The following is a 24,738-nucleotide window of genomic DNA, read 5'->3' as shown; positions in this document are numbered from 1 at the left end:
CGTGAAGAGCACCCGCAGCGACCACCCCGAACTCGCCGACACCCTCCGCCGCCGCAGATTCCTCGGCGTCGCCGCGGGGGCCACGGCGGCCACTCTGCTCGGCACCGGCGCCGCCACCGCGGCCGGCACCACCGGCACCGGCACCGCCACCGCCACCGCCGCCGGCACCGCTCGGTCCGCCGAGGGCGGCCCCCTCGTCCCGCCCGGCCACCTCGGCATCCAGCTCTACACCCTCCGCGACCAGGTCCAGTCGATCGGCTTCGCCCGGGTCTTCGAGGAGCTGGCCCGCTACGGATACGACCAGGTCGAGTTCGCCGGATACACCCAAGGGGCGGGCGCCATCACCCTGAGGCAGCTCAAGCGACTGCTGCGGGACAACGGGCTGCGCGGCATCGGCAGCCATGTCGGCTACTGGTCCGACGACCCGGGCGCGTACACCTTCGCCACCAACCTCACCAAGGTGCTCGACGACGCCGAGGCCCTCGGGCTGCCCCATGTGGGCACCGCCTCCGGTCCCTGGCGCTACGGCTCCACGGTCGACGGCTGGAAGCGGTGCGCCGAGGAGTTCAACACCTACGGGGCGGCGGCCAAGGCGCGCGGGCTGAAGTTCTACCAGCACAACCACGCCGAGGAGTTCTCCTTCGCCACCGACCGGCCGGATGTGCGCCTCTACGACGTGCTGCTCGCCGAGACCGACCCCGAGCTGGTCCATCTGGAGATGGACATCTACTGGGCGTATGTGGGCCAGTACCGCTTCGGCAAGAAGGCAGACGGCACCCCGGCGCCCTTCGAACCGCTCGACTACGTGCTCCGGGCCCCGCACCGCTATCCGCTCTTCCACGTCAAGGACGGCGAACACGACGAGACCGCCACCGACGGCTACCGCATGGTGGACGTCGGGGACGGTGACATCGACTACCGGCGTTTCCTGACCGCCGTCGGCCGCACCCACGGGGGCCGCCGCGACCACAACTGGCTGGTGGAACACGACCAGCCGGCCGACTCGCTCACCACCGCCCGCCGCTCCGCCCGCTATCTGCGGTCCCTGCGGTGCGGCGGACGGCACTGAAGGACAGCCCTGCCGTCGGGCCGGGGCACCCGCACCCCGGCCACGTTCCTCTCCGTCTGTCTGCCCGCGGTCCGGGCCATCCGCGTCGGCTCCCCCTGGCGGTGGAGAACGCATCCGACGACCTCCCCGACCTGGACTTCGGCCCCCCTGATCAACGCCCCCAAGGCCAAGGAGCTCACCGACCAGGTCGCCGAGGCCATCGACCGCGGAGCCGTCCCCCTCCACCGCGGCGACCTCGCCGACGGCCGCTTCCTCCCCGGCCGGGACCTCTCCGCCCATACGGCCCCCGTCATCCTCCTCAACCCGCCCTCCACCTCGCCCCTCCACCACGCCGAGCCCTTCGGCCCCGTCGACACCATCGTCCTCGTCGACACCGAGGCCAGACTGCTCGCCGCCATGAACGCCGGCAACGGTGCCCTCGTCGCCACCTCTCCCGCGACGACCCCGAGACCCGCACCCGTCTCGCCCCCCAGATCCGCGCTTCAAGGTCGGCCACGGCAAGCCCCGCTCCCGCGGCGACCGCGAAGAGCTCGTCGGCGGCTTCGGCGCCTCCTGGCGCGGCGCCTTCGTCGGCGGCGACCTCCTGGTCCGCGCGGTCACCCAGGGCCCGGAGCCCGAGCGCCTCCCCGGTAACCTCCCCCACCACCACCTGATGACCGACTGATCACCCACCGTGACCACACCCGTCCCGAGCCCCGTCCTCGCAGGTCGGCGCGGCTCGGGGCGGTGCGCGAGGGTGCGCATACGCAAGTGAAACGCACTCCGAATCCTTGGTATTGTTGTCTTTGCCGCCGCGGGCAACCGCGCGGCACACCTGGTCCGGGTGGCGGAATGGCAGACGCGCTAGCTTGAGGTGCTAGTGCCCTTTATCGGGCGTGGGGGTTCAAGTCCCCCCTCGGACACTCGACTCGCGATAACGAGACGGAAGCGAGTGCCTCGACCTTACGGTCGCGGTCCTCGTTGCGTTTTCTAGGCGATCGTGATGCCCAGGGCCTCGTAGAGCGGGCCTTTCTTGTCGGGGTCGGCCGCTTGGATGCGTTGTGTGATGTCTCCGAGCCTCTCAGTGATCTCCCGGATCTGGTCGGGGGTGAGAGGTGGTTCCTTCTTCCGAGTGACGGATGGCAGGGCATCGACCTTCTTCTGTGCCGCTTTCCTGTCGCGTTGCGCCTCATTGATCCACTGGGTGACGACGGCTGGGTCGGCTCCGGCGTCGAGGGTCGCCTGGTAGCGGGCGAGGCGCCGCTCGCATTCCTTGATCGCCTGGCGGGCTTGGACCTGCTCGGGGCTCTGGGGCTGTGCCGCACTCGCGGCGTGACTGGCCTGGCTGAGCGCGGTGAGAGTGGCGGTGAGCCGGTCCGGGGCGAAGGCTCGGGCCACAAGAATCCCACAAAGTCGAGCCCTACCGTACCCGGCGACACCCGATTCCGTGGAGGAATACTCATGCTCGGTATCCAACGCCGCCGCACGGTCACGGCCGGATTGTGTATGGCGGTGGCCGCCGCATTACTGACGTCGTGTCTGGGGAAGACGGACACCGCTCGGGCCGGCAGGACCGATGCGTCGGCCGACAGCGCCACGAGGGCGGCGCACAAACCCAACATCGTCTATGTGCTGACCGATGACCTTTCGTCGAACCTCATCAGGTACATGCCGCATGTGCAGCAGATAGAAAAGAGCGGGACGTCATTCCCCAATCTCTTCACCACTGACTCATTGTGCTGCCCGTCACGCTCGTCCATCTTCACCGGCCAGTACCCGCACAACACCGGGGTCTTCACCAACAACGGCGCTGACGGCGGTTACGGCGCCTTCACGAAGAACGACAACGAACACAAGTCGTTCGCACCAGCTCTGCAACGGGCCGGCTACCGGACCGGATTCATGGGGAAGTACTTGAATGGCTACCGGCCGAAGAACAAGTACGTCCCGCCCGGCTGGGACGAGTGGGATGTCGCCGGCGACGGCTATCGCAATTACAACTACGACCTCAATGAGAACGGCGAGGTCGAGCGCTACGGGGAAGCCCCCCAGGACTATCTGACGGATGTGCTGTCGAAGAAGGCCACCTCCTTCGTCGACTCCTCCGCGAAGGCGGACAAGCCGTTCATGCTGACGGTAGCGACATTCACCCCCCACGCCCCCGCCATCCCGGCACCGCGCCACATCGACGAGTTCCCCACACTCAAGGCTCCCCGCACACCCGCCTACGACAGGACCTCCGAGCCGGCGCCGAAGTGGCAGCGCAAGCTGACGCCCCTGACGCCCAAGGAAAAGAAGCAGATCGACGGGAAGTTCCGCCAGCGGGTGCGCTCCGTGCAGGCGGTGGACGAGATGATCGGCCACCTGAGGAGCCGGCTCAAGGAGAAGGGCCTGGCGGACAACACCTACCTGGTGTTCGGCTCGGACAACGGTTTCCACATGGGTGAGTACCGGCTCCGCCCGGGCAAGCAGACCGCCTACGACACCGACATCAGGGTGCCGATGGTGGTCACAGGTCCCGACGTGCCCGCCGGGAAGAGCGTTTCGCAACTGGCCGAGAATGTCGATCTCAACCCCACCTTCCTGGAACTCGCGGGCGCGAAGCCGCCGTCGACCGTCGACGGGCGGAGCCTCAGCGGGCTGCTGCACGGTCGGCGGGCGGACGACTGGCGCGATGCCGTGCTCGTCGAACACCACCACGCGAAGTCCAAGAAGAACGACCCGGACGCGGCTCCGGACGACGCCGGCAACCCGCCCAGCTACGAGGCGATCAGGACCGCGGACTCCCTCTACATCGAGTACGCCACCGGGGAGCGGGAGTACTACGAGACCCGGTCCGACCCCCACCAGTTGAAGAACCTTGCGGCATCCCTTCCGGCCGAGAAACGCGCTTCCCTGCATAAGACCCTCACCGCGCTGAAGCACTGCCGTGGCGCGAAGAGCTGCCAGGCCGCGTCCCGCGTCCAGAAGTGATGGCGTGGGGCCTCACCGAACCCTGAGGAGGTATACATGAGTGGATTCAATCGGCGCGACTTTCTGCACAGCGGGATAGCCCTGACGGTCGGCGTCACCGTCGCGGGATGCGACCCCGACGGCGCTCGGGATGAGCAGGGGGCAGCGGACGGAGCCGGTCCGGTCATCGCTGTCAACACACAGCGGGCCCTCTCCAAGGTGAGCCGACTCATGGCGGGGGTCAACGGCGCCAAGTGGTACAGGGACTCCTACGGTCTGTGGGATCCAAAGGCCAACGCCCCCGAACCGGTTGCCGTCAAGAAGATCAAACAGAGCGGTATCGCCCTCGTACGGTATCCGGGCGGGACCTCGTCCAACCTGTTCAACTGGAACGGGGCCGTGGGACCCCAATCGCGCCGGACCCGCCAGGTCGAGGGGCAACATGGGGCTCAGGTGGACAGCAGGTACGGCCCGGACGAGTACATGTCCCTTCTGAAGGAGATCGACGGTACGCCACAGATCATGGCGCCGTTCGCGAATTCGACACCACAAGAAATCGCGGACTGGGTGGCGTACATGAACGCCCCCCAAGGAACGAAGTGGGGGAACTTGCGGGCGGAGAACGGCCACCCCGAACCCTACGGTGTGCGTTGCTGGGAAATCGGTAACGAACTGTTCGGGAAGTACCAGCGTTACTGGATGAGCGCCGATGACGACAGGGCCATCAAACAGTATGCGTTCGGTGGTACGCAGCGGCAGCGACGTCAACGTGTCGGGCAACCGACTGATCAACGCCCCACCGCGTCGGTCAGCAACGGCCGGCCGAGCCAGAGCTTCACCGTGTGGTACCCGCCAGTGGTGCCCAAGAGCCAGGTGGTCCGTGTCTCCGGCACCAAATGGCGTGAAGTCAGCGACTTGTCCTCAGTGGGCGCAAGCGCCAAGGTCTACACCTTCGATCCGAAGAGCGGCACGATTCAGTTCGGTGACGGCCGGCACGGCGAAGTTCCCCCGAAGGGGGCAAAGATCACCACCGACTACGACTCCGGGCCGCACGCCGGCTTCGTGGACTATTACAAGGCGATGAAGGCCGTCGACCCCACGATCGACGTGCTGTCCGTCTGGGCGCCCATCGAGGCGGGAAAACTCGTGACCGGAAAAATGAGTTTCCCCCGGCTCATGGCCGAGCACGGCCATGCCGATGACTACGATGGCATGACCATCCACCCCTACACGAACTTCTCGCGGGACCTCCGTATCACCAGCTTCCCCGACAAGCGGGCCGGCCACGACTACCAGATGCTGGGAGACGCGGCCGCTGCCAGTATGGTCACCGATCTCATGGCTGAGGTGCGCAAGTACGGCAAAAAGGGAGCGTACGTTGCGGTCTCCGAATGCGGTGCGCTCTTCTTCGGCAAGCAACGCAGCACGGAAGCCTATCCTGAGTATTCCTATGCGATGTCGCACGTCCTCTACATGGCGTCTCAGTGGGCGCGATTCAGCAATGCCGGTGTTCCATGGACGGCGAGCAATGACCTGGTCAGCCACAAGCCCGGTGCATCGCGGACCGTGTTCGGAGGTGCTCCGGAATTCGCGCGCATGCCGGAAGCCATTATGCGCGAGCAGCTGCGGGTTGTTTTCCATGGTGGTGGCAACGTCGTTGACAGCAAGGTGAACGACAACATCGACGTAGCAACCGACAAGACCCCGCTGGGTTCCTCCTACGAGGCACTGGTGACGACGGCCACCATCGACCGGGACGGGGCCCTCAACGTCCTCGTGGTGAATCGCTCACCGGACAAGGACATCAAGGCGCACTTCGCTCCGGATGATTTCACACCCGCCGGCACTGTCGATGTGTCCGTGGTCGCCGGGAGGACGTACTACGACTTCAACAACGCAGAGCACCCGAACTCCGTCAAGATTGAAAAATCACAAGCCAAGGTGAAGGCAAAGACGTTGGACTGGGTGTTCAAGGCGCATTCGGTGACGCTACTGCGTTTTCCTGCTCGAAGCTGATGTCCCGTTCTCAGTGTGTACCAACGCATGCCTGTCGCCCTTGCTTGGGGATGGGAATGGGCGTTGGTGCGCTGTGGAGGCGGGGTCGGCGGGGTTGGGGCAGGTTGCGGAGTGGTGGTGGGCTGTGCGGGAGGAGTTGGGCGACGGCGCCGAGTGCCGCGGCCGATTCGCCCAGCCCTGCCGTCCGCAGGCTGATCCTGTTCTGGGGGCAGGGCAAGGTGTGAGAGTCGAATGCGTGCTGGATGGCGTCCATGAGGGTGGGGCCGGTGCGGATGAGTTCGCCTCCGATGACGCTGATCTGAGGGCCAACGACATTGGAGGTCGCGGCCAGGACCCGGCCGATCCGGGTTCCGGCCGCGCGGAGGACGGCTTTGGCGGTGCGGTCGCCCGCGTTGAGCGCGGAGATGAGTCCAGGCAGGTCGTGTGCCGTGCGTAGCAACCCTGGCTGGCTCGCAAAGTCAGTGGTAGGCGTCTGGTGCGGGCCTAGGCGTCCGGCGGTCATACTGTCGAACCCGTTCCCGAGGAGGACTTCTGATGCGCAGCGTGACCTATTCGATGAGCGTCTCACTCGACGGCTACATCGTCGGGCCGGATGGCGACTTCGCCTGGACGGGCCCCGACGAGGAGGTCTTTCGCTTCTGGATCGACGAGATTCGAGAGGTCGGCGTCCACCTGTTGGGACGACGGCTGTACGAGACGATGCTGTACTGGGAGACCGCCCACCAGGATCCATCGCTCGACGACTCAATGCTCGAGTGGACCGCGCTCTGGAAGCCGCTCCCAAAGGTGGTGTTCTCCACCACGTTGTCGGCGGTGCAGGGCAATGCCCGCCTGGCCTCCGGCGGCCTGGCGGAGGAGATCGAGCGGTTGCGAGCCGAGCCGGGGGAGGGCGAGATCGCGATCGGCGGCGCGGCTCTCGCCGCCGAGGCGGCCGCGTTGGGTCTGATCGACGAGTACCGGGCCATGGTGTACCCGGTGCTGGTTGGCGGTGGCATTCCGTTCTTTCCCCAACGCGAGCGCCGGGTGGATCTCGAACTCGTCGAGACCCGCACCTTCAGCTCGAGATTCGTCTACCTCCGCTACCGTGTGGCGCGTTAGCCGGCTCGTTCGCCGAGCCCTGGGAAGAACGGGCCGGCCAGTGACGTCTTCTCAGCGAAATGATCTGCGCGAAAAGCGGTGTGAACCACCGCCTGGCGAAGGCGGGTCGAACGGTCCACACCCGACCGCAGACACCACGTAAAGCCCCTGGTGGGACAGGTCTCACCACAAGATCATGTCGGCAACCACCAGAGGCTTCACGTTGGGCACCTATGTCGCCACGCTCGACGTCCCGCTCCACGTCGTGGACCATCTCTCACGCTTGCCGGCCGCACACCGGCGGCGGATCGGCACCCCGCGCGGCAGCCGGGCACTCGGCCCGCTCCGCCAGGCCCGTCCTGGTCCTGCGCTGGTTCCGCGAACGCGGCTGCGTGCACTGCCTGGCGTTCATCCTCGGTGCTCGCGGCGCGCTCTTGATCACGTCTCTGCCATCGGCCGTCGAAGACGGCGTCGAAGGACTGCCCGTATTTGCCGTCGCGGTCACGGAGCAGGAACCGCAGGGGTACTCCATCCCGCATGCCGAGGTCGGCGGCTCCGCCTGACGGCAACGCCGACGGCAACACGGGCGCAGGAGGGCACTTCTATGCACACCAGCGGACAGGTGAATTGGCTCGCTGGCTTCCGTGGCCTGCGGGGATCACGTTCACGCTCACCAACGACGCCCCGACACCCTTCCCCGACGGAACCCCGGTCACCCCGCCCGCCGACGAGATCTTCAGCGTTGCGCCTTGCTGGACTGGGCAGCGGATCAACTCACCGCGTACGGTGGGAGCTTGGGCTCCACGCGGGCCACGCTCACCGCGTGCCGCCTCGGCCCTCGTCTTCTCGGACGTCGATCCCCTGGCTCGGCTGGAGGTCACAAGAGTCGGGATCGGACACGTGTTGGCGGGGCTCTTCTATGAGCCGGCCGATACCGCCAATTGGGGTTGACAGCGGTCGGCTGCCCGGACAGTCGCGGCAGTCGTTGACGTACGCGGATAGGGGGAGCATGTCCCGTTCTGGAACAGACGCCTACGCACGCCTGACTGGCCTGCCTGATCTCGTGGTGGAGGCAGTCGAGCTCGCTGGGCGGCTGGACTTCCCATCCTCGTGCCGTCCGGAACAGGGGCGCCTCCTACACGCGCTGGCCGCCGGCGCTCGAGAGAGCATCGGGGAAACGGGGACCGGCTGCGGTGTGGGTCTGGCCTGGATGATTGCGGGACGTCGACCCGGCGTCCGGATCGTCAGCGTCGAGCGGGACGAACGGCGCGCCGAGGAGACTGCCAAGCTCTTCGCGGACATCCCCGACGTGGAGATCCTCTGCGGCGACTGGACCCGCATTTACGAACGCGCGCCATTCGACCTGTTCGTCCCCGACGGCGGCGGCAACGGTAAGAAGACGTCCCCAGTGGATCCGGAGCGCCTGCTCCGTCCGGCTGGCACGATCGTCGTTGACGACTTCACCCCCATGACGCAATGGCCACCGCTGCTCGACGGCCAGCCAGACGCCGCCCGCCTGGCCTGGCTTGAGCATCCGGCTCTGCTCTGCGCAGAGGTGCGGCTAGCCCCGGACCTCTCCACGCTCGTCGGCACGAGGCGGCCGTGACCGTTGTCGCCCACCTCGACGTCGCCGCACAGGTAGGCGGCTTCCTCAGCGGGTGGGGGAACGCCCCTCGCGGTCTGTTCTCCGAATCTGGCGACGTGGCATCCGGCGACGCGTAGCCGACGGCGGTCGGCGACGGCGGTCGGCGACGGCACGGCCGAGCGGATCGTGCAGTCCCTTGGCTACATCCTCAAGCAGGACGAGATCCGGAGCCCGCAGGGTGTGTCGGCTGGGGTGTTCTCGCGGCGCTTGGCCCACATCCGGGTCGGCTTCTCGGCGGCACCCCCCGCCGATCACCGGGCCGCGATCACCGGCCACGAGGTCGCCCACGCCTTGGATCCCGGCCCCTACGACTTCGACCACCCCTGGGCCAAGACGGATGGCCTGCCGTCGTTTACTCAGACTTGCACCGCGCGTACATGTGCCACGACGCCCCCTCCGTCGGCTTCTCCCCCTGGTCTTATTCTCCCGTGTCAGTCGCGTTCATCCAGAGACACGTCCCAGCCACCTGGCCGGATATCAACTCACCGAACCACTCGAACGGTTGAAGATCGGTGTCCGTTGATTTCGGCAGTAGCGTGCTGCGTGGCCGATAGCCTCAGGCACGCCACCCGAGTACGGCCAGTTCGATGTGGCCCCGTTCGGTGCTTGTGTGGCGGCCCGGTGGGCTGGATCCGTGTCCGGCGGGCCGGCAACCGTTGCTGTGGGTGTCCAGGGCCTGCTTTCGCCGGGTAGCGTGGTTGGGTCCCGTTCGGTCGTCTGTGAGGTTATCTGTCCTGTGCTCATGTTGTTCGAGCCCGACGAGGAGGAGTTCGAGGCCGCCGCCGACGTGCTGGCGAGTCGGGTGGAGGAGTGGGCGCGGGAGCACGATGAGGCAGCGGACGCGTTCGTTGTGCAGTCGGCTCTCGACTACCGCCACAGCGGGACGGTGGACGGCCGTCTGGGGCTGTGGCAGGCGGCTCATGCTGAGGGGTTCCTCCTGGACTGGCTGCCGCGGACGCTGACGGTGCTGCCGGGCCAGCCGGTGCCCGACGGGCCGGGTTCGCTGCTGGCCCTGCTGCGGTACCTCGACGCGGTCGGACTCGCCGATCCCCGCGGGGAGGGCCTCACCGCACTGGAGCGAGCGGTGAGCTCCGCGGCCGGGGGGTTCGGCGCTCGGATGGCGGACCGTACCCGCTGGGGACTGGCGAAGTTCTGGACGGTTACTGCCGCCGAGCTGGGCGTGGACATCATGGACCAGGCGGCGATGGCACAGTTTGCCGAGCGGGCCCGGAGCGGGGAGGTTCCCTACGACCGCGATGCCCTCGACGCGATCATGACCCGGCAGATGACGGCCGGCCCGGCGCAGGTGGAACGGGCCGAACCGCAGCTGCCGGTCGCCTTGCCGGGGGAGGACGCGCTGCGGGAGCGGGCCGCCGCGGTCCCCCTGATCGGGCAGCTGGCGGGGCTGGCCGGGTGGGCCGGGAGCGAGGGCCGTGATCTGACGAAGACGGGTCGGCTGCGCCTCGCCGATGCCCGGGATCTCGTCCGCGCTCTGGACACCGGGGATCAGGCCGATCAGGTGCGCACCAGTGCGGAACTTCCGCGTCTGGACCTGCTGTTCGCCTGGGCGAAGCAGGCCCGGCTGATCCGGGTGGTCAAGGGCCGGGTGTACGCGGTGGCCAAGGCGCGCCCGGTGCTCGCGGATCCACTCGCGCTGTGGGAGCGCGCCTTCGAGGCGTTCTTCGAGCTGCGCGGCCCACTGCTGGGCGGCCCCGACGGGTACGGCGCCTCGATGCTGTTCGACGTGTACCAGGACGTGCTGCCCGACGTCCTCAACACTCTCTACAGCCTCCCCTACCCGATGCCCTGGCCCCGGCTGCGGGACTCGGTCCACCTCGCCTACCGGATGAGTTTCGACCTCGGCGGGGCGACGGAACGCGAGCGGCGGGCGTGGCTGCTGGACGCCGACCACGACCTGCGCCATGTCCTGGACGTCCTTCAGCGCCTCGGCGCGATCACCCGCGAGCAGGGCATGGCCGACCCCGCCTTCCTGGAAACCGCACTCGATGAGCCCCTGGCCGCTCCGCGACCGCCCGCCGGGATGCCTGCCGAACTCGCCCAGTTGCTGGGGGCCCTCCCGGCCGCCCCGGACCCGGAAGCCACGGCACGCGCGAGTAAGCTCCGTGCGGAACTGGCCTCGAACCCCGTCGAGTTGATCCGCCTCACCGATCTGGGCACCCGCTCCGTCCGGCAGCGGCTGCTCGCCCAGGGCCGCAGCGCACCGCTGGTGGGCGAGCTCGCCCACGCATCCGCCGCCGAACTGCTGGGCGTGCTGGCCCAGGAGTACGACCCCGAGCACGCCGAAGCCGAACTCGCCGCCTGGACCGCCGCCCACGACAGCCCCGAGGCCGCCCGGCACCTGCTCCTGGACGCCGTACGCACCACCCCGTTCCGCACCCGCGCCGCCGCCCTGCTCGACACTCTGACCACCGCCCTCCCCGACGGTGCGGAACTGCTGCGCTCCCTGCGCGGCGACCCGGAGCTGGCCCCCACCGCCCTCACCGTCCTCACTCAGCGCGGCGCCCTCGACCACGTGGACCTCACCGACACCGAGGCCGGGCTGATGGTCGCCGAAAGCCTCCTCCAACTCCTCGACCTGGGCGGCGAGCAGGCCCTCCTGGAAGCCCTGCTTTCCCAGGGCCGTGTGGAAGCCGAGACAGCGATCGGGGCCGCACTCGCCTCCGGTCACCCCGACCAGGCCGGACTCGACACCCTGCGCCGCATCGCCGACGGCCCCCTTCGCGCCAAGGCGACCCAGCTCGGACGGCGGGGCGCGGCCCGCACCCGGCACGGGCGCAGTACGGCGAAGAGGCGCAGTACGGCGAAGAAGCGCAAGCCCCGCCGCTGACCTCCCGATCCGCGCCCTCGTACCTCATGACGACCGCCCCGGGGTGTACGGAGTGGACCGGGCCCGGCTGGAACGTGCGCGCGGCGCAGGCCGGCAGTCGTGATCGGCGAGCCAGGCCCGGGCCCGGCCGGCGCTTCCTGGGCAGACGCCGGCCACAGTGACGTCGTTGCATGAGTGGCGCCTTGCGCACCTCCCGCCGGACACCAGACCGCTGCCGTCGGTGACCCCCTATGACCAACTGCTCCGACGCCGCCGTACCAGCGGTAGCGACCACCGTGAGGGAGAAGCCCAGTGACCCTGCCCCGCCAGCGAGGCTTGACCGAGCAGGCCGCCGACGCCGCGATCGACACCGCCTGCCGCCTTCTGCGGCTGCCGTCGATCCGCAACGAGTTCAACGAGATCGCCGACCGGGCGGTCAAGGATCAGATGACCTACCGCGGCTTCCTCGCCGAACTGTTGATGACCGAGTCACTTTCGCCAGAACAGGTGGTGCGTCACGCCGCTCGGGCTGGGAACGACCTCCAGGTGGAACCGGTCGAGCAGCTCATCGGGGGACTCCCAGAGTCGCACTCCGGACCCGAGCTTCACCGGCGAGACCGCCACGTGCATGGTGTCGACGAGGTCGGCGTCGAGAAACTGCCGGACGGTGGTAGCGCCGCCGCCGAGTCTGACGTCCTTGCCCTGCGCCGCCTCCCGGGCCTGCTCGAGGACCGTGGCCGGGTCGCCGTCGACGAAGTGGAACGTGGTGTCGGAAAGCGTGAGCGAAGGACGCTTGTGGTGGGTCATGACGAACACCGGGGTGCGGAACGGGGGCTCGTCCCCCCACCAGCCCTGCCACTCAAGGTTGTGCCAGGGCCCGCGCTGGGGCCCGAACTTGTTGCGGCCCATGATCTCGGCGCCGATGTTGCGGGCGTAGTCCCGCGTGAGATAGTCGTCCAGGCCCCGGCTGCCCCCGGGGTCGGTGCGCATGGGCCAGCTCGCCGTGGCGCCGGCCCAGGAGAACAGCCTCTCGGGATCGACATGCCCGAATGGCCTCTCGAGGGTCTGGTCCTCACCGGCACCGATTCCGTCATTCGAGACGTTGAAGTTCTGGACTCTCAGTAGCTGAGCCACGTGTTCCTCCTGTGTTGTCGACAACGGTGGTGAGACTTGCCGGGCCGGGCAAACTCATCGCCGGCTGACCCAGGTCACCACCGGTCAGGGCGTCATCCCGCTGAACCAGCCGGGGATCCGGGCCTGCTCAGGCAGCTGGCTCCGGCAGATGACCGAGGTGCTCGATGACCCGTTCGCGCAGGAGAAGGTACTCGTCCCAGCGGCGCAGGGGACCCGGCGGGCGTTCGACGACACGGGCCTCGGTGACGGTCTGACCCCGCTGGAACTGCTCGTGCGTCAGGTCGAGTTCGACACCGCTGGGCAGCCGGTTCCACCAGTGGAAGCCGTGCTGGTCTCCATCAAGATGCACCTCGCCGACCATGAGATGACCACCGAAAATGTCATGGACGATCAAGGCGGTGATGTCGCAGTGGCCCCAGGCCGGGTTGTCTGGCTGCCACTCGGTCTGATCGTCGGGCGAGGAGGTGTCCGCAGCCCAGCTGGCTCGCAAGGCTTTGTCGAGGTCGAGCAGGTTCCAAGGAATCATGCAGGCAGCATCGCAGCCACCTCTGACATTGGAGACGGCACAGACGCATGGGGTCTCCAACGCCCATACGAGCCCCCGTCCGAGGGATGAACAGTCATACCGGACAGGGAGATCAACTGTCCGCCCCCAAGGACTTGAAAAGTCCGCTCACCCGGACGGCCCGCTGTCCGTTGACACTCCCCGCGCCCGCGGGGATGGTCCCTCGCCCGAGCCTTCCCTGCCGGAGGTGCCCGCCTGCTCCCCGCACCCGCGGGGATGGTCCTGAAGTGGTCCCTTCCCGTGTCGGTTGACGTGCCTGCTCCTCGCGCCCGCGGGGATGGTGCCATGCGCGGCACCACGGCCGGGCTCACCGCCTCCTGCTCCCCGCGCCCGCGGGATGGTCCCACGCCGTACGTCAAGTTCTCCGTCGTCTACGACTGCTCCCCGCGCCCGCGGGATGGTCCCAGCCCTACCGTGCAGGCGGACATCGCCGCCCTCTGGTGCCCGCGCCCGCGAGGATGGTCCCGAGGTGCCCGCGCCCGCGAGGATGGTCCCGCCTGCCTGACCAGCAGTTTTCCCACGTCCACTGCTCCCCGCGCCCGCGAGGATGGTCCCGCCTGCCTGACCAGCAGTTTTCCCACGTCCACTGCTCCCCGCGCCCGCGGGGATGGTTCGGCCGTCCTTCACGGCTCGCACCCGCGGCTACGAGGACCAGTTCGGAGCACCTGCTGACCGCATGATCGCCCGCCGAGGGATGACCCGGTGGCTCCCGTGATGGGTGCACTATGGCGGTAGCTGAGCGGGAACCCGCTGTGGGGTGCCTGGAAGGTCCGGACGCTCCGCCCCAGAAACCGGACGCTCCGCCCCAGAAAGGGGGTACCTCGATGGGACCCCGTGGCCACGCACAAGGCACCGTGACGCAGCGACTGATTGGCGACCACCTGTTGTCCGGCCGAATGGAGCCGGGGGAGGAGATCGCGCTGCGTGTGGACCAGACGCTCACCCAGGATGCCACCGGCACGCTGGTGATGCAGGAGCTGGAGGCACTGGCCCTGGACGGGGTCCGGACAGAGGCCAGCGTTCAGTACGTCGACCACAACATTCTTCAGGCCGACGAGCGCAATGCCGAGGACCATCTCTTCCTGCGCTCGGCCGCCCGCCGCTTCGGCCTGTGGTTCTCCAAAGCCGGCAACGGCGTCTCGCACCCGACGCACATGCACCACTTCGGTGCTCCCGGGAAGACCCTGGCCGGCTCCGACTCGCATACCTGCGCCGGCGGTTCCCTGGGCATGCTGGCGATCGGCACCGGCGGGCTGGAAGTCGCACTCGCCATGGCCGGAAGGCCCCTCCACCTCGCCATGCCGAAAGTCTGGGGCGTTCGGCTGACCGGGGAACTGCCACCGTGGGTCAGTGCCAAGGATGTGATTCTGGAGATGCTGCGCCGTCACGGGGTGCGAGGAGGCGTTCACCGCGTGCTGGAGTACCACGGACCCGGTCTGGCCTCCCTTACCGCCATGGACCGGCACGTCATCGCCAACATGGGGGCGGAGCTCGGCGCCACGACCACCGTCTTTCCCTCGGATGACGCGGTGCGCGGCTTCCTCGGCGGGGTGGGACGCGGGGATGAGTTCGTCGAGATCACCGCGGAACGGGATGCCTCCTATGACATCGAGGAGGAGATCGACCTGTCGGCATTGGAGCCGCTTATCGCACGGCCGACCTCTCCGGGAAATGTCGTGCCGGTCAGGGAGGTCGCCGGAGAGCCCATCGGTCAGGTGGTCATCGGCTCGTCCGCCAACCCCGGATTCCGTGACTTCGCCGTCCCTGCCGCCATGGTGGCGGGGCGTCAGGCCGCGGCCGGGGTGAGCTTCGATGTCAACCCGACCTCCCGCGAGATCCTCCAGGACCTGACGCGCTGCGGTGCGACGTTCGATCTGATCGCCGCCGGTGCCCGAATCCACCAGTCCGGCTGCCTCGGCTGCATCGGCATGGGGCAGGCACCGGCATCGGGACGCAACTCCCTTCGGACCTTCCCGCGCAACTTCCCCGGTCGCTCCGGTACCGAGGACGACGCGGTGTGGCTGTGCTCACCGGAGACCGCTACGGCCTCCGCCTTGACCGGCGCCATCACGGATCCGCGTGACTGGGCCGACCGCCTCTCGGTGGCTCCTCCCGCACCGGACTTTCCCAGCCCTCCATCGGTCAACAACGCCATGCTGGAACCGCCGCTGTCGCGGGAGGAGGCCAGGAGTGTTCAGCTGGAACGCGGCCCCAATATCTCCGCACTGCCGGAGCTGGACCCACTGCCGGACAGCATCGACGGCCCCGTCCTCCTCAAGGCCGGTGACGATGTCTCGACCGACGAGATCTCTCCAGCCGGCGCGAAGGCCCTGCCCTACAGGTCCAATATCCCCAAGCTGGCGGAATTCACCCTGACCCGGCTGGATCCCGACTACCCCCGGCGCGCCGAGACGGTCCGGCGGGTCACCGGACATCTGATCGTCGCCGGTGGGAACTACGGGCAGGGTTCCTCTCGCGAACACGCTGCCATCGCGCCGCGCTACCTCGGACTGCGAGCTGTCATCGCCAAGTCCTACGCCCGCATTCACTGGCAGAACCTCGCCAACTTCGGTGTCCTGCCCCTCGAATTCCGCGACCCCGACGACTACGACCGCATCGAGGTCGACGACCGGCTGCACCTGTCCGGTCTGCACGAGGCTCTGTCCCCGACCGGCGACGCGACACTGCGCGTCCATAACACGACCCGGGACGAGGAGTATCTCGTCCGCCACCGTCTCTCGCCCCGACAGCGTGAGGCGGTCCTGGCAGGCGGCATCATCCCGGCACTCGCACACAAAGACCGGAGGGTGCGCGCGCCCGCCGACCGGAGACGCGCGTGATCCAAGCGCCGCCGCCTGAGGACGCCTCGGCGTCACGCACCAGCCCGCCACCACTGGATGAACGACTCCTGCGCGAAGGGCGGCGCCTCCCGCCGTGCCGCCACCCCGGCCAGGGCCTCGCCGAACCGGGCGAGGCCGGGGGCGTTCGGTATGGCGTTGACCAGCCACCGTGAGATCCGCGACCGACAGAGAACGCCACCGCGGTGCGCAGTCGCCATGAGAGGGAAGGCTACGTCGCGGCCTGCGGCATCCTGTCACGGCTGCGCCCTCACTCCGGCTGACGGATACGGCCTGATGCGGGCGGGGTGAGTGACCAATGGAGGAAGCCGTGCGGTCAGCCGGCCTGGCGCGGCCCTGAGTGCCGATCTCGGTACGCCCTGATTGGCTGGGGGGCTGATTGGCTGGGGGGCTCATGTCCCGGCAGGGGCGAGGTGACGGGGGTCAGCGGACCGGCTCGTCATCCGCGTCCCCTCTGTGCTGCCGCGCATACGCTCCGGCGCGCGCCGCCGCCGCGGCGGCCTCGGCGGCCTGGTCCGCGGCGCTTTCGTCGAGTGGGGTGCCGCTGTTCAGCAGGCGGTAGTAGAGGGGTGCGGAGACGGCCCGGATCACCTCGTGCGTGTCGGTGCCCTCGGGCACCTCACCGCGCTCGATGGCCTGCTGGACGCACGGTGCCCACTCGTTGACGCGGGTGTCATAGAAGAGGTGCAGGGCCTCGGCGGTCTTCGGGTCGCAGGCGGCGGCTGCGATCACTGCCTTGAACAGGGCTCCCTGCCGGGGGTCGGCCAAGGTCCGCTGGACGAGCAGGGCGTTGGCCCTCAGGTCGCCGAGCAGCGAGCCGGTCTCGGTGCGCGGCAGCGACTGCTCGGCCATGTCCATCAGCAGGTCGGCCACGAGTCCGGTCACCGTTCCCCAGCGACGGTAGACCGTTGTCTTGCCCACCTCGGCGCGGCGCGCGATGTCGGCCAGGTCCAGGTGGGCGATGCCTTGCTCCGCCAAGGAGTCCCCGGCCGCCCGCAGTACCGCTGACCTCACCCGCGCCGTGCGTCCTCCCGGGCGGACAGTCCCCGGATCCGCGCCTTCCACTGCCATAAACGGAACTCCCGTGTCATTAATCGCCTGCACGTGCTATGTTCGATCCTAACGGGACTGCAGAACCATTAGCCAGGGGGTCTGCGGGCGAGAGAGGGGATCGATCATGCAATACCGGCGGCTGGGCGCATCCGGACTCAAGGTCCCCGTACTGAGCTTCGGTGCCGGCACCTTCGGCGGCCAAGGGCCGCTGTTCGGCGCCTGGGGCACCACCGATGCGCGAGAGGCGCGCCGGCTCGTGGACATCTGCCTCGACGCGGGGATCACGATGTTCGACACCGCCGACGTCTACTCCAACGGCGCGTCCGAGGAGGTGCTGGGTGAAGCGATCAAAGACCGCAGGGACCAGGTGATCGTGTCCACCAAGACCAGCCTGCCGACGGGCGACGGGCCAGGCGATGCCGGCTCCTCCCGTACGCGTCTGATCACCGCGTGCGAGAACGCCCTGCGCCGACTCGGCACCGACTACATCGACCTGTTCCAGCTGCACGCCTTCGACGCCGGCACGCCCATCGAGGAAGTCCTGTCCACGCTCGACGATCTCGTCCGGGCAGGAAAGGTCCGCTACCTCGGCATCTCCAACTTCTCCGGCTGGCAGGCGATGAAGTCCCTCGCCATCGCGGAGAAGTACGGCCACCCGCGTTACGTCGCACACCAGGTCTACTACTCCCTCATCGGCCGTGACTACGAATGGGAGCTCATGCCCCTCGGGCTCGACCAGGGACTCGGGGCGCTCGTCTGGAGCCCTCTTGGCTGGGGGCGGCTCACCGGCAAGGTCCGCCGCGGCCGGCCGCTACCGGCCCACAGCCGACTGCACCGAACGGCCGACTACGGCCCGCCGGTCGACGACGAACACCTCTACCGCGTGGTCGACACCCTCGACGAGATCGCCCAGGAGACCGGCAAGGCCATACCGCAAATCGCCATCAACTGGCTGCTGCGGCGACCGACCGTCTCCTCCGTCATCATCGGCGCCCGCAACGAGGAACAGCTGCGTCAGAACCTCGGCGCCCTCGACTGGGCGCTGACACCCGACCAGATGGCGAAACTCGACGCCGCGAGCGCCAAGACGGCCCCCTATCCCTACTTCCCCTACCAGCGCCAGGAAGGGTTCGCCCGACTCAACCCGCCAGTGGCGCCGTGATGGGGCCGTTGGTCATGAAGGGGCCGTTGGCCCTGAAGGCCAGCTTGGCGAAGCGCTCACCGATGCGGCGGTGGGTGGCCGCGTCCGGGTGGAGCTCGTCGGGCAGCGGCAGCTCCGCGGAGTCGGCCTCGCCGTAGAGGTCACGGCCGTCGAGGTAGTGCAGGTTCGGGTCCTCGGCCGCCCGCTGCTTCACGATCCGGTCCAGCTCGTCCCGGATGACGCCCAGGGTCAGTTTCCCGTTCGCGCGCTCCGCGGGATCGCCCGCGGCCCGGAACCGCAGTTGTCCGGTGCCGAGCGTGGTGAAGTCCGGGGCGCTGGGGCCGGGGGTGTCTTCGTGGATGGGGCACAGGATGGGCGAGACGACCAAGAGCGGTGTGGCGGGGTGGCCTTCGCGGATGGTGTCGAGGAAGCCGTGGACGGCGGGGGTGAAGGCGCGCAGGCGCATCAGATCGGCGTTGACCAGGTTGATGCCGATCTTGAGGCTGATCAGGCCGGCGGGGGTGTCGCGGAGGGCGCGGGCGGTGAACGGGTCGAGCAGGGCGCCGCCGCCCAGGCCCAGGTTGATCAGTTCCACACCGGCGAGTGCGGCGGCGAGCGCGGGCCACGTGGTGGTCGGGCTCGCGGCGTCGGAGCCGTGGCTGATCGAACTGCCATGGTGCAGCCACACCTTGCGGCCCCGGTCCGGTGCGGGCTCGATGGGGGCGTCGGTGCGCAGGGCGACGAGTTCGGTGGTCTCGTTGTGCGGCAGCCAGATCTCGACGTCCTTGACGCGGTCGGGCAGGCCGTCGGGCAGGCCGGTGAAGCGGAGGGTGCCGACCGGGCCGGGCCGGCTCTCGAAGGTCCCGGTGGTCATGTCGATGGTCAGGGTGTTGCCGCCCGGCACACTGGCCCGGCCGGCCAGGCGGCCGTCGACGAGCAGGTCGTACACACCGTCCGGGCGGGGCGGGGCACCCACGTAGACCCGCTTGGTGGGCAGCGCGTCCAGCTCTATGACGGTGGCCCGGGTGCGGAAGGCCAGCCGGACCCCGGAGGGCTGGGACTCGGCCATGGCGAGTTGTCCGTCGGTGCATTGGGTGCGGGCCCGGGCGGGCAGCCGGTGGGGCAGGACGCCGTGTGCGGTGTGTTCCAGGTCGAGGGCGCCACGCAGGAGGTCCGCGGTGATGGGTGTGGTGATCCAGTGGTGATGGGTGTCCATGGTCTCAGCCTGTTGTCGAGATGTCCGAGTCATTCACAGGGTCCGGGCCAGTTCCGCAGCAGGCCGTCGAGGCGGTCCATGATCCATCCCCAGGTCTCCTGCGAGTCGGGAGCGCTGTGGCTGAATCCTCCGGCCATCTCCAGGCTGACGTAGCCGTGGAAGACGCTGCCCAGCAGCCGGACGGCGTGCGTCTGGTCCGGTTCCGTCAGGTCGTAGCCGCGCAGGATCGCCCGCGTCATCTGCGCATGCCTGCCCCCGGCGCTCGCGGCCGCCGTCTCCGGGTCCAGCCGGAACTGCGCTGCGGCGTAGCGGCCGGGGTGCTCCCGGGCGTAGTCGCGGTAGACGTCGGCGAGGGCGGTCAGGGCGTCCTTGCCCGCCCGCCCGGCCACGGCGTCGGCGGCCCGCTCGGCGAGCTCTTCCAGAGCGAGCAGGGCGATCTTGGTCTTGAGATCCCGGGAGCTCTTCAGGTGCGAGTACAGACTCGCGACCTTGACATCGAACCGCCTGGCGAGCGCCGAGACGGTCACCTGGTCGAAGCCGACCGCGTCTGCCAGCTCCGCCCCCGCCTGGATCAGGCGTTCCGTGGTCAGTCCTGCGCGTGCCATACCCTTCCCCTCATGTGCCTGAAGCGATTATGCATTTGCCTAAAGGATTTAGGCAAATTAGCTTGCCGTTCATGAAGCCGCTGACTGAGCAAGAGATACGTGCCGCGTTCGTGAACCGCACCAAGGGCGAGGCGAAGCGCCTGGCCGTCCCGCGCGATCTGGCCGACCGGCCCTGGGGCGACCTGGACTACCTCGGCTGGCGCGATCCTCAGGCCCCCGACCGCGCCTACCTCGTCACCGAGCTGGACGGCCGCCTGAAGGCCATCGCGCTGCGCTGCCCCGGCCCTGCCTCCTGGCAGACGCGGCGCGGCATGTGCTCGATGTGCGTGACCACCCACACCGGCGGCGTCTCCCTGATGGTCGCCCCCAGGGCGGGGAGGGCCGGACAGCAGGGCAACTCGGTGGGCACCTACATATGCAGCGACCTCTGCTGCTCGCTGTACGTGAGGGGCAAGAAGGATGCGGGCGTCGGCGCACGGCTCCCCGAGTCGCTCACTCTGGAGGAGAAGATCCAGCAGACCGTGGCGAACGTCGCCGCGTTCATCGCCAAGGTGACCGCCTGACCGCGTACAGCGTTCCGCCCCCCACCACTCGGCCTGCGCCAGGGTCTCGCTTCGGCCGGTCTGCCGTTCCGGGCCGTAGGCCCTGCGCCAGTACACCGAGAATGACCTCCGTACTTCGTGTACGTCGTCAACATCACTGACCGTTGAGGCGCCACCCGGCCCCGTGTACGGTGACCGGCATGAAGGAGAACGCCGCCCCCCAGGCCGCTCCACTGATCACCGGCTCCGATATCGCGCGGCTCGCGGGAGTGACCCGTGCCGCGGTCTCCAACTGGAGGCGGCGCTACGACGACTTCCCCGCGCCTGCGGGCGGCGGTGCCAACAGCCCGCTGTTCGCCCTGTCCGATGTGCAGGCATGGCTGGACCGGCAGCGCAAGGGGCAGGGAGTCTCCGAGGAGGTCCAGCTGTGGCAGATGCTGCGGGGGGCCTACGGTGACGAGATCATCGGCGGGGTCGCCGATGTCCTTCGCCTGCTCGCCGGAGAGGAGCCCGCGTCCGGGCTTCCGGAGGAGGCCGTCCGGCTGGCGCGGAGCATGGCCGCGAGCACATCCGCGGCGGAGGTGGCCGGTGCTCTCACGGAACGTTTCACCGACTCGGTGCGCCGGGCCGGATCGGACCAGGTCACCTCCCCTCGTGTGGTCCGTGCCGTGCGCCACTTCGCCGGTGAGGTGGCGAGTGACGCGGTCGTCTTCGACCCGGCCTGCGGCATCGGCACGCTCATCCTCGCTGTCGCCCCCGACGGGGGAGACAAGCGGTACGGGCAGGAATCGGATGCCCGCAGCGCGAGTATCGCCCAGCTCCGCGTCGACCTGACGGGCCGCACGGGCGTCACCATCGCCACGGGCGACTCCCTGCGCGACGACCAATGGCCGGATCTCAAGGCCGAACTCGTCGTCTGTGACCCCCCGGTGGGTGCCACCGATTGGGGGCGAGCGGAGCTGCTGCTCGACTCCCGCTGGGAACTGGGCACTCCCTCGCGTGCCGAAGGCGAACTCGCCTGGCTCCAGCACGCCTACGCCCACACGGCTCCCGGCGGTCGTGTTCTCATGGTCATGCCCGCCTCGGTCGCCTACCGCAAGGCCGGCCGCCGCATCCGTGCCGAGCTCGTACGGCGTGGCATCCTCACGCACGTCATCGCACTGCCGCCCGGCACCGCGGCCTCCCACTCCCTTCCCGTCCACCTCTGGCAGCTGCGCCGCCCCTCGTCACCCGGTGACGCCGCCACGTCCGTACGCATGGTCGACCTGACGGCGAGCGATCCCGACGGTTCCCTGGAGGCCGGCCCCGGACAGGTCGCGGATGTGCCGCTCATCGATCTGCTCGATGAGGCCGTGGATCTGACCCCCGGCCGCCACGTCGAGGAGTCACACCGTGACTTCCTGGCCGAGTACCGCGCCCTGCGGGGGGAGCTTGAGCAGCAGCTACGGGGGATCGCGGAGCTTTTGCCGATGTTGACCGCGGGTGGGGGGCCCGCGTCTCTCGACGGCCCCACGGTCAGCGTCGCGGAGCTCGCCCGCGCCGGCCTCGTCGAGTACGGCGACCCCGAACCGGTCTCGGTGACGGATCAGCTCGACACCGACTACCTGCAAGGCTTTCTGCGCAGCGCGGTGAACAACCGTCGCTCCACGAGCGCCAGCGGAACGTTCCGCCTCGACGGCCGGGGTGCCCGTATCCCGCAGATGGAGATCGCCGACCAGCGCCGTTACGGAGCCGCCTTCCGCGCACTCCGAGAGTTCGAGGAGCGTGCGCGGAAGCTGGCGGAGCTGAGCCGGGAGACGGCAGCCCTCGCGCGGGACGGGCTGGGCAACGGCACGCTCGTTCCTGAGGGCGGAAAGCCTGAGTAATCCGGCTATGCGCAGCGGCGAGGTACGAAGGAACTCGCGCGTACGAAGGTACTCGCGCTGCCGCTCCACGACACACCGCCAGTGCCTCCCGCGCCCGCGTGCACGCCACGAACAGCAGACACCGCTCCCGCAGCAGACCCGCATCGTGCTGGAGCACATCCACATCGGCCGGTGTGACCTCCCGCGCGAACGGCACCGGGCTCGCCGTCACTCCGAGGATGGCGACACACCGGAACGCAAGGCCTTTCATGGCATGCATCGTGGCGAGCCGCACCCCCTCCACGTCCGCCCCCGGGTTGTCCTTGACGCGGACCACCGGCACCTTGGCCGCGGTCAACGGCTTTGACGGGCTTGTCCAGGACGTCGTAGCTCTCCCGGAAGCTGTTGGCGAACGCGAGCTGTGGCACGGTCGAACCCCTCACCCCTGACGGACACTCCGCAATCGATCACACGCGCAGCGTGGTGTCCATCCGTCGGGCCACGGCCGCGATGTCCGAGAGTAGCCCGGCCGGCTCCTGGTCCAGGTCGAGCGCGTGCTGATGGATGACGATGCCCGCATGCCGCACCTGGTGCGCGGCGTGCGCCGCATTGCCCTTCGCATACACCAGATGCCCCTCGGGCAGTCCCAGAGCGGTGCAGTAGGCCAGCATCTGGTACAGGTCGGGCTCCGGATAGCCATTCCGTTTCTCCGCCTTGTACTTGGCGTCCACGACCGCCGACGGGGCGCCGTCCGCCCCGTACAGCACGAAGTCCGGCCGCATACGGATCACGGACGCCTCGTCGAGGTGGTGCGGGTCCTGGAGGCGAGCCGTGCGGCCCGAGCCCCGGAACGCCTCCCGCAGGGCGACCGTCACGAAGTCCTCGAAGAGCTGGTTCATGTCGAACAGGAACCCGTCGATGCGCAGCCCGCCGGGAGCGTGCTCCGCCGACGCACCGTCCAGGACGGCCCGGGCGAGACGAAGGGCGTGGTGGTAGCGGGAGTTGAGGCGGGTGGGATGCCAGTCGGGGAGCGGCCCGCCGGCGCACGATCGCGGTGACGTCGGCGAGACGGGCCCGCTGGTGCAGGAGCCTTCGGCGTACGTCGCGCGGCACGCCGGGCAGGCGCAGCAGTCGTTCCACGGCCGTGCGCAGGATGCGGTTCTCCGCGATGTCGGTGGTGAACTCGTCGTACGCCACCTCCACGGGCAGCGTCGCCCCGAAGCGGCGGCGGATCTGCTCGGCCTCCCGGATCCGTCCGCGTACGACCAGGGCGGTCTCCTCCGTCGCCCGGTACCCCTTCAGGAGGCCCTGCCGCTCCACGGCGTGGGCGAGGGCGGGCAGCAGGTCGCGGTGGTCCGCCACCTCCACCTCTCCGTCACGCCAGGCGCCGCGGGGATCGAGGCTGTAGCCGAGGAGGAAGAAGAGGCGGGCGATGGGCACCTTGGGCGTGATGCGGACGGTGACCGGCGCCCCGCCACCCGACGGGGCGATGGCCACCGCCCCGACCTTGCTGCCCGCCCGTAGCGACCAGTGCCCCGGGACGTACGGGTCGGGGGCGGCGTCCACCATGCATGCGTCGGCGAGCGCCCGGCCGACGGGATCTGGCAGCGGTACGGAACGGGCGGGGGCGTGTTCGACGAGCTCGACGGTGGAGGACACCTCGGGAGTCACTGAGGAGCTCCCCCCAGCGACTCCCGAAGCGCCTCGAGCCCGTACCGCTTCTCGACGTCGATGCCCTCTCCGTAGTGGTGCTCCTCCAGCAGCGGCAGGATCTTCGTCCGCCAGGTCCGCTCCAGGCCGGCCTCACGGTAGACGCCCTTCTTCATCAGATACGAGGGCCCGATCCGGAAGTCGGGTTCGTCGATGCGGGAGTTGAGCGCGTCGAGCAGATCGGCGGGCTCGGGATCCCTGCCCTCCCTGGCCAGCCAGCGCCGCAGCAGCCCGCTCGTCGGCTCGGTGCGCGGCGACAGCTCCACAAAGGCGAACCGGCGCCGCATCGCCGCGTCCACGAGCGCGATGGACCGGTCAGCGGTGTTCATCGTGCCGATGACGAAGAGGTTCGGCGGCAGCGCGAAGTCGTCACCGGAGTAGGTGAGCCGCACCGACTTGTTCCGGTACTCAAGGAGGAAGTACAGCTCGCCGAAGACCTTGGCCAGGTTGGCCCGGTTGATCTCGTCGATGATCCTCCCGGCCCGAGCCGTCAGGCCGCACCACT

The 24,738-nt window shown here is 68.9% G+C and carries 18 protein-coding genes, 1 tRNA gene and 4 pseudogenes; 12 read left to right on the top strand and 11 right to left on the bottom strand.

Annotated elements, in window-relative coordinates:
• Window position 1 precedes the first annotated feature (1 nt).
• The 3 genes and pseudogenes from ABZU99_RS08455 to ABZU99_RS08445 all read left to right on the top strand — a co-directional run bounded on the left by ABZU99_RS08455 (window position 2) and on the right by ABZU99_RS08445 (window position 1,971).
• Window positions 2-1,069 (top strand): sugar phosphate isomerase/epimerase, encoded by a 1,068-nt coding sequence (locus tag ABZU99_RS08455; protein ID WP_355944515.1) that lies wholly within the window; start codon window positions 2-4, stop codon window positions 1,067-1,069.
• 45 nt (window positions 1,070-1,114) lie between these two features.
• Window positions 1,115-1,733 (top strand): annotated as a pseudogene (locus ABZU99_RS08450) (aldehyde dehydrogenase family protein); the annotation flags it as partial.
• A 153-nt stretch (window positions 1,734-1,886) separates the two neighbouring features.
• Window positions 1,887-1,971 (top strand) — tRNA-Leu (locus ABZU99_RS08445).
• Between the two features lie 67 nt (window positions 1,972-2,038).
• Here the strand turns inward: ABZU99_RS08445 and ABZU99_RS08440 are convergent.
• The gene (locus ABZU99_RS08440; RefSeq protein WP_355944513.1) at window positions 2,039-2,446 is read right to left on the bottom strand and encodes a hypothetical protein; all 408 of its coding nucleotides are present in this window, start codon (window positions 2,444-2,446) and stop codon (window positions 2,039-2,041) included.
• A gap of 63 nt (window positions 2,447-2,509) precedes the next feature.
• Here ABZU99_RS08440 and ABZU99_RS08435 point away from each other — a divergent pair, with 63 nt between their 5' ends.
• Window positions 2,510-4,021, top strand: coding sequence for a sulfatase (locus tag ABZU99_RS08435; protein ID WP_355944512.1), 1,512 nt, complete (start codon window positions 2,510-2,512; stop codon window positions 4,019-4,021).
• A 36-nt stretch (window positions 4,022-4,057) separates the two neighbouring features.
• Window positions 4,058-6,016 (top strand): hypothetical protein, encoded by a 1,959-nt coding sequence (locus ABZU99_RS08430; RefSeq protein WP_355944510.1) that lies wholly within the window; start codon window positions 4,058-4,060, stop codon window positions 6,014-6,016.
• Window positions 6,017-6,026: 10 nt separating this feature from the next.
• Here the strand turns inward: ABZU99_RS08430 and ABZU99_RS08425 are convergent, their stop codons facing one another.
• Window positions 6,027-6,518 carry an ROK family protein gene (locus tag ABZU99_RS08425; RefSeq protein ID WP_355944508.1) on the bottom strand — a complete coding sequence of 164 codons (492 nt, stop codon included), beginning with the start codon at window positions 6,516-6,518 and terminating at the stop codon, window positions 6,027-6,029.
• A gap of 32 nt (window positions 6,519-6,550) precedes the next feature.
• Between ABZU99_RS08425 and ABZU99_RS08420 the strand changes: the two genes are divergently transcribed.
• From ABZU99_RS08420 to ABZU99_RS08410, 3 genes are all read left to right on the top strand, one after another.
• Window positions 6,551-7,114, top strand: a complete 564-nt coding sequence (locus ABZU99_RS08420) for a dihydrofolate reductase family protein (RefSeq protein WP_355944506.1) — start codon at window positions 6,551-6,553, stop codon at window positions 7,112-7,114.
• Between the two features lie 1,174 nt (window positions 7,115-8,288).
• Window positions 8,289-8,699 (top strand): SAM-dependent methyltransferase, encoded by a 411-nt coding sequence (locus ABZU99_RS08415; protein ID WP_355944505.1) that lies wholly within the window; start codon window positions 8,289-8,291, stop codon window positions 8,697-8,699.
• A 781-nt stretch (window positions 8,700-9,480) separates the two neighbouring features.
• Window positions 9,481-11,586, top strand: coding sequence for a hypothetical protein (locus ABZU99_RS08410; protein WP_355944503.1), 2,106 nt, complete (start codon window positions 9,481-9,483; stop codon window positions 11,584-11,586).
• A gap of 468 nt (window positions 11,587-12,054) precedes the next feature.
• Here the strand turns inward: ABZU99_RS08410 and ABZU99_RS08405 are convergent, their stop codons facing one another.
• Window positions 12,055-12,699, bottom strand: coding sequence for a dihydrofolate reductase family protein (locus tag ABZU99_RS08405; RefSeq protein WP_355944501.1), 645 nt, complete (start codon window positions 12,697-12,699; stop codon window positions 12,055-12,057).
• 127 nt (window positions 12,700-12,826) lie between these two features.
• Window positions 12,827-13,225, bottom strand: coding sequence for a hypothetical protein (locus ABZU99_RS08400; protein WP_355944499.1), 399 nt, complete (start codon window positions 13,223-13,225; stop codon window positions 12,827-12,829).
• 863 nt (window positions 13,226-14,088) lie between these two features.
• On the opposite strand from ABZU99_RS08400, the gene ABZU99_RS08395 reads away from it, so the two are divergent.
• Window positions 14,089-16,104 (top strand): aconitate hydratase, encoded by a 2,016-nt coding sequence (locus ABZU99_RS08395; protein ID WP_355944497.1) that lies wholly within the window; start codon window positions 14,089-14,091, stop codon window positions 16,102-16,104.
• Window positions 16,105-16,136: 32 nt separating this feature from the next.
• Here ABZU99_RS08395 and ABZU99_RS08390 read toward each other — a convergent pair whose 3' ends face one another.
• Together ABZU99_RS08390 and ABZU99_RS08385 are read right to left on the bottom strand one after the other, a co-directional pair.
• Window positions 16,137-16,322 (bottom strand): hypothetical protein, encoded by a 186-nt coding sequence (locus ABZU99_RS08390; protein WP_355944496.1) that lies wholly within the window; start codon window positions 16,320-16,322, stop codon window positions 16,137-16,139.
• Window positions 16,323-16,545: 223 nt separating this feature from the next.
• On the bottom strand, window positions 16,546-17,193 hold the full coding sequence (locus ABZU99_RS08385; protein ID WP_355944494.1) for a TetR/AcrR family transcriptional regulator: 648 nt from the start codon (window positions 17,191-17,193) through the stop codon (window positions 16,546-16,548).
• A gap of 106 nt (window positions 17,194-17,299) precedes the next feature.
• On the opposite strand from ABZU99_RS08385, the gene ABZU99_RS08380 reads away from it, so the two are divergent.
• Entirely contained in the window at window positions 17,300-18,337 is a 1,038-nt protein-coding gene (locus ABZU99_RS08380) for an aldo/keto reductase (protein WP_355944492.1), read from the top strand.
• Here the strand turns inward: ABZU99_RS08380 and ABZU99_RS08375 are convergent.
• Both ABZU99_RS08375 and ABZU99_RS08370 read right to left on the bottom strand, forming a co-directional pair.
• On the bottom strand, window positions 18,315-19,532 hold the full coding sequence (locus ABZU99_RS08375) for a GDSL-type esterase/lipase family protein (RefSeq protein ID WP_356048671.1): 1,218 nt from the start codon (window positions 19,530-19,532) through the stop codon (window positions 18,315-18,317). The genes ABZU99_RS08380 and ABZU99_RS08375 overlap by 23 nt on opposite strands.
• Window positions 19,533-19,561: 29 nt before the next feature.
• Entirely contained in the window at window positions 19,562-20,137 is a 576-nt protein-coding gene (locus ABZU99_RS08370) for a WHG domain-containing protein (protein ID WP_356048669.1), read from the bottom strand.
• 71 nt (window positions 20,138-20,208) lie between these two features.
• On the opposite strand from ABZU99_RS08370, the gene ABZU99_RS08365 reads away from it, so the two are divergent.
• Window positions 20,209-20,700, top strand: a complete 492-nt coding sequence (locus tag ABZU99_RS08365) for an FBP domain-containing protein (protein WP_356048667.1) — start codon at window positions 20,209-20,211, stop codon at window positions 20,698-20,700.
• 179 nt (window positions 20,701-20,879) lie between these two features.
• Window positions 20,880-22,544, top strand: coding sequence for an N-6 DNA methylase (locus ABZU99_RS08360; RefSeq protein WP_356048665.1), 1,665 nt, complete (start codon window positions 20,880-20,882; stop codon window positions 22,542-22,544).
• 5 nt (window positions 22,545-22,549) lie between these two features.
• Here the strand turns inward: ABZU99_RS08360 and ABZU99_RS08355 are convergent.
• From ABZU99_RS08355 to ABZU99_RS08345, 3 pseudogenes are all read right to left on the bottom strand, one after another.
• Window positions 22,550-22,881 (bottom strand): annotated as a pseudogene (locus tag ABZU99_RS08355) (3'-5' exonuclease); the annotation flags it as partial.
• Between the two features lie 109 nt (window positions 22,882-22,990).
• Window positions 22,991-24,182, bottom strand: a pseudogene (locus tag ABZU99_RS08350) (restriction endonuclease).
• Between the two features lie 8 nt (window positions 24,183-24,190).
• Window positions 24,191-24,706: pseudogene (locus ABZU99_RS08345) on the bottom strand (AAA family ATPase); the annotation flags it as partial.
• Window positions 24,707-24,738: the final 32 nt, after the last annotated feature.

The sequence above is a fragment of the Streptomyces sp. NPDC005266 genome (assembly GCF_040607655.1).
Taxonomy (GTDB): domain Bacteria; phylum Actinomycetota; class Actinomycetes; order Streptomycetales; family Streptomycetaceae; genus Streptomyces.
Note: the sequence above shows the minus strand (reverse complement) of the source record. Positions and strands in the feature narration are given on the sequence as shown.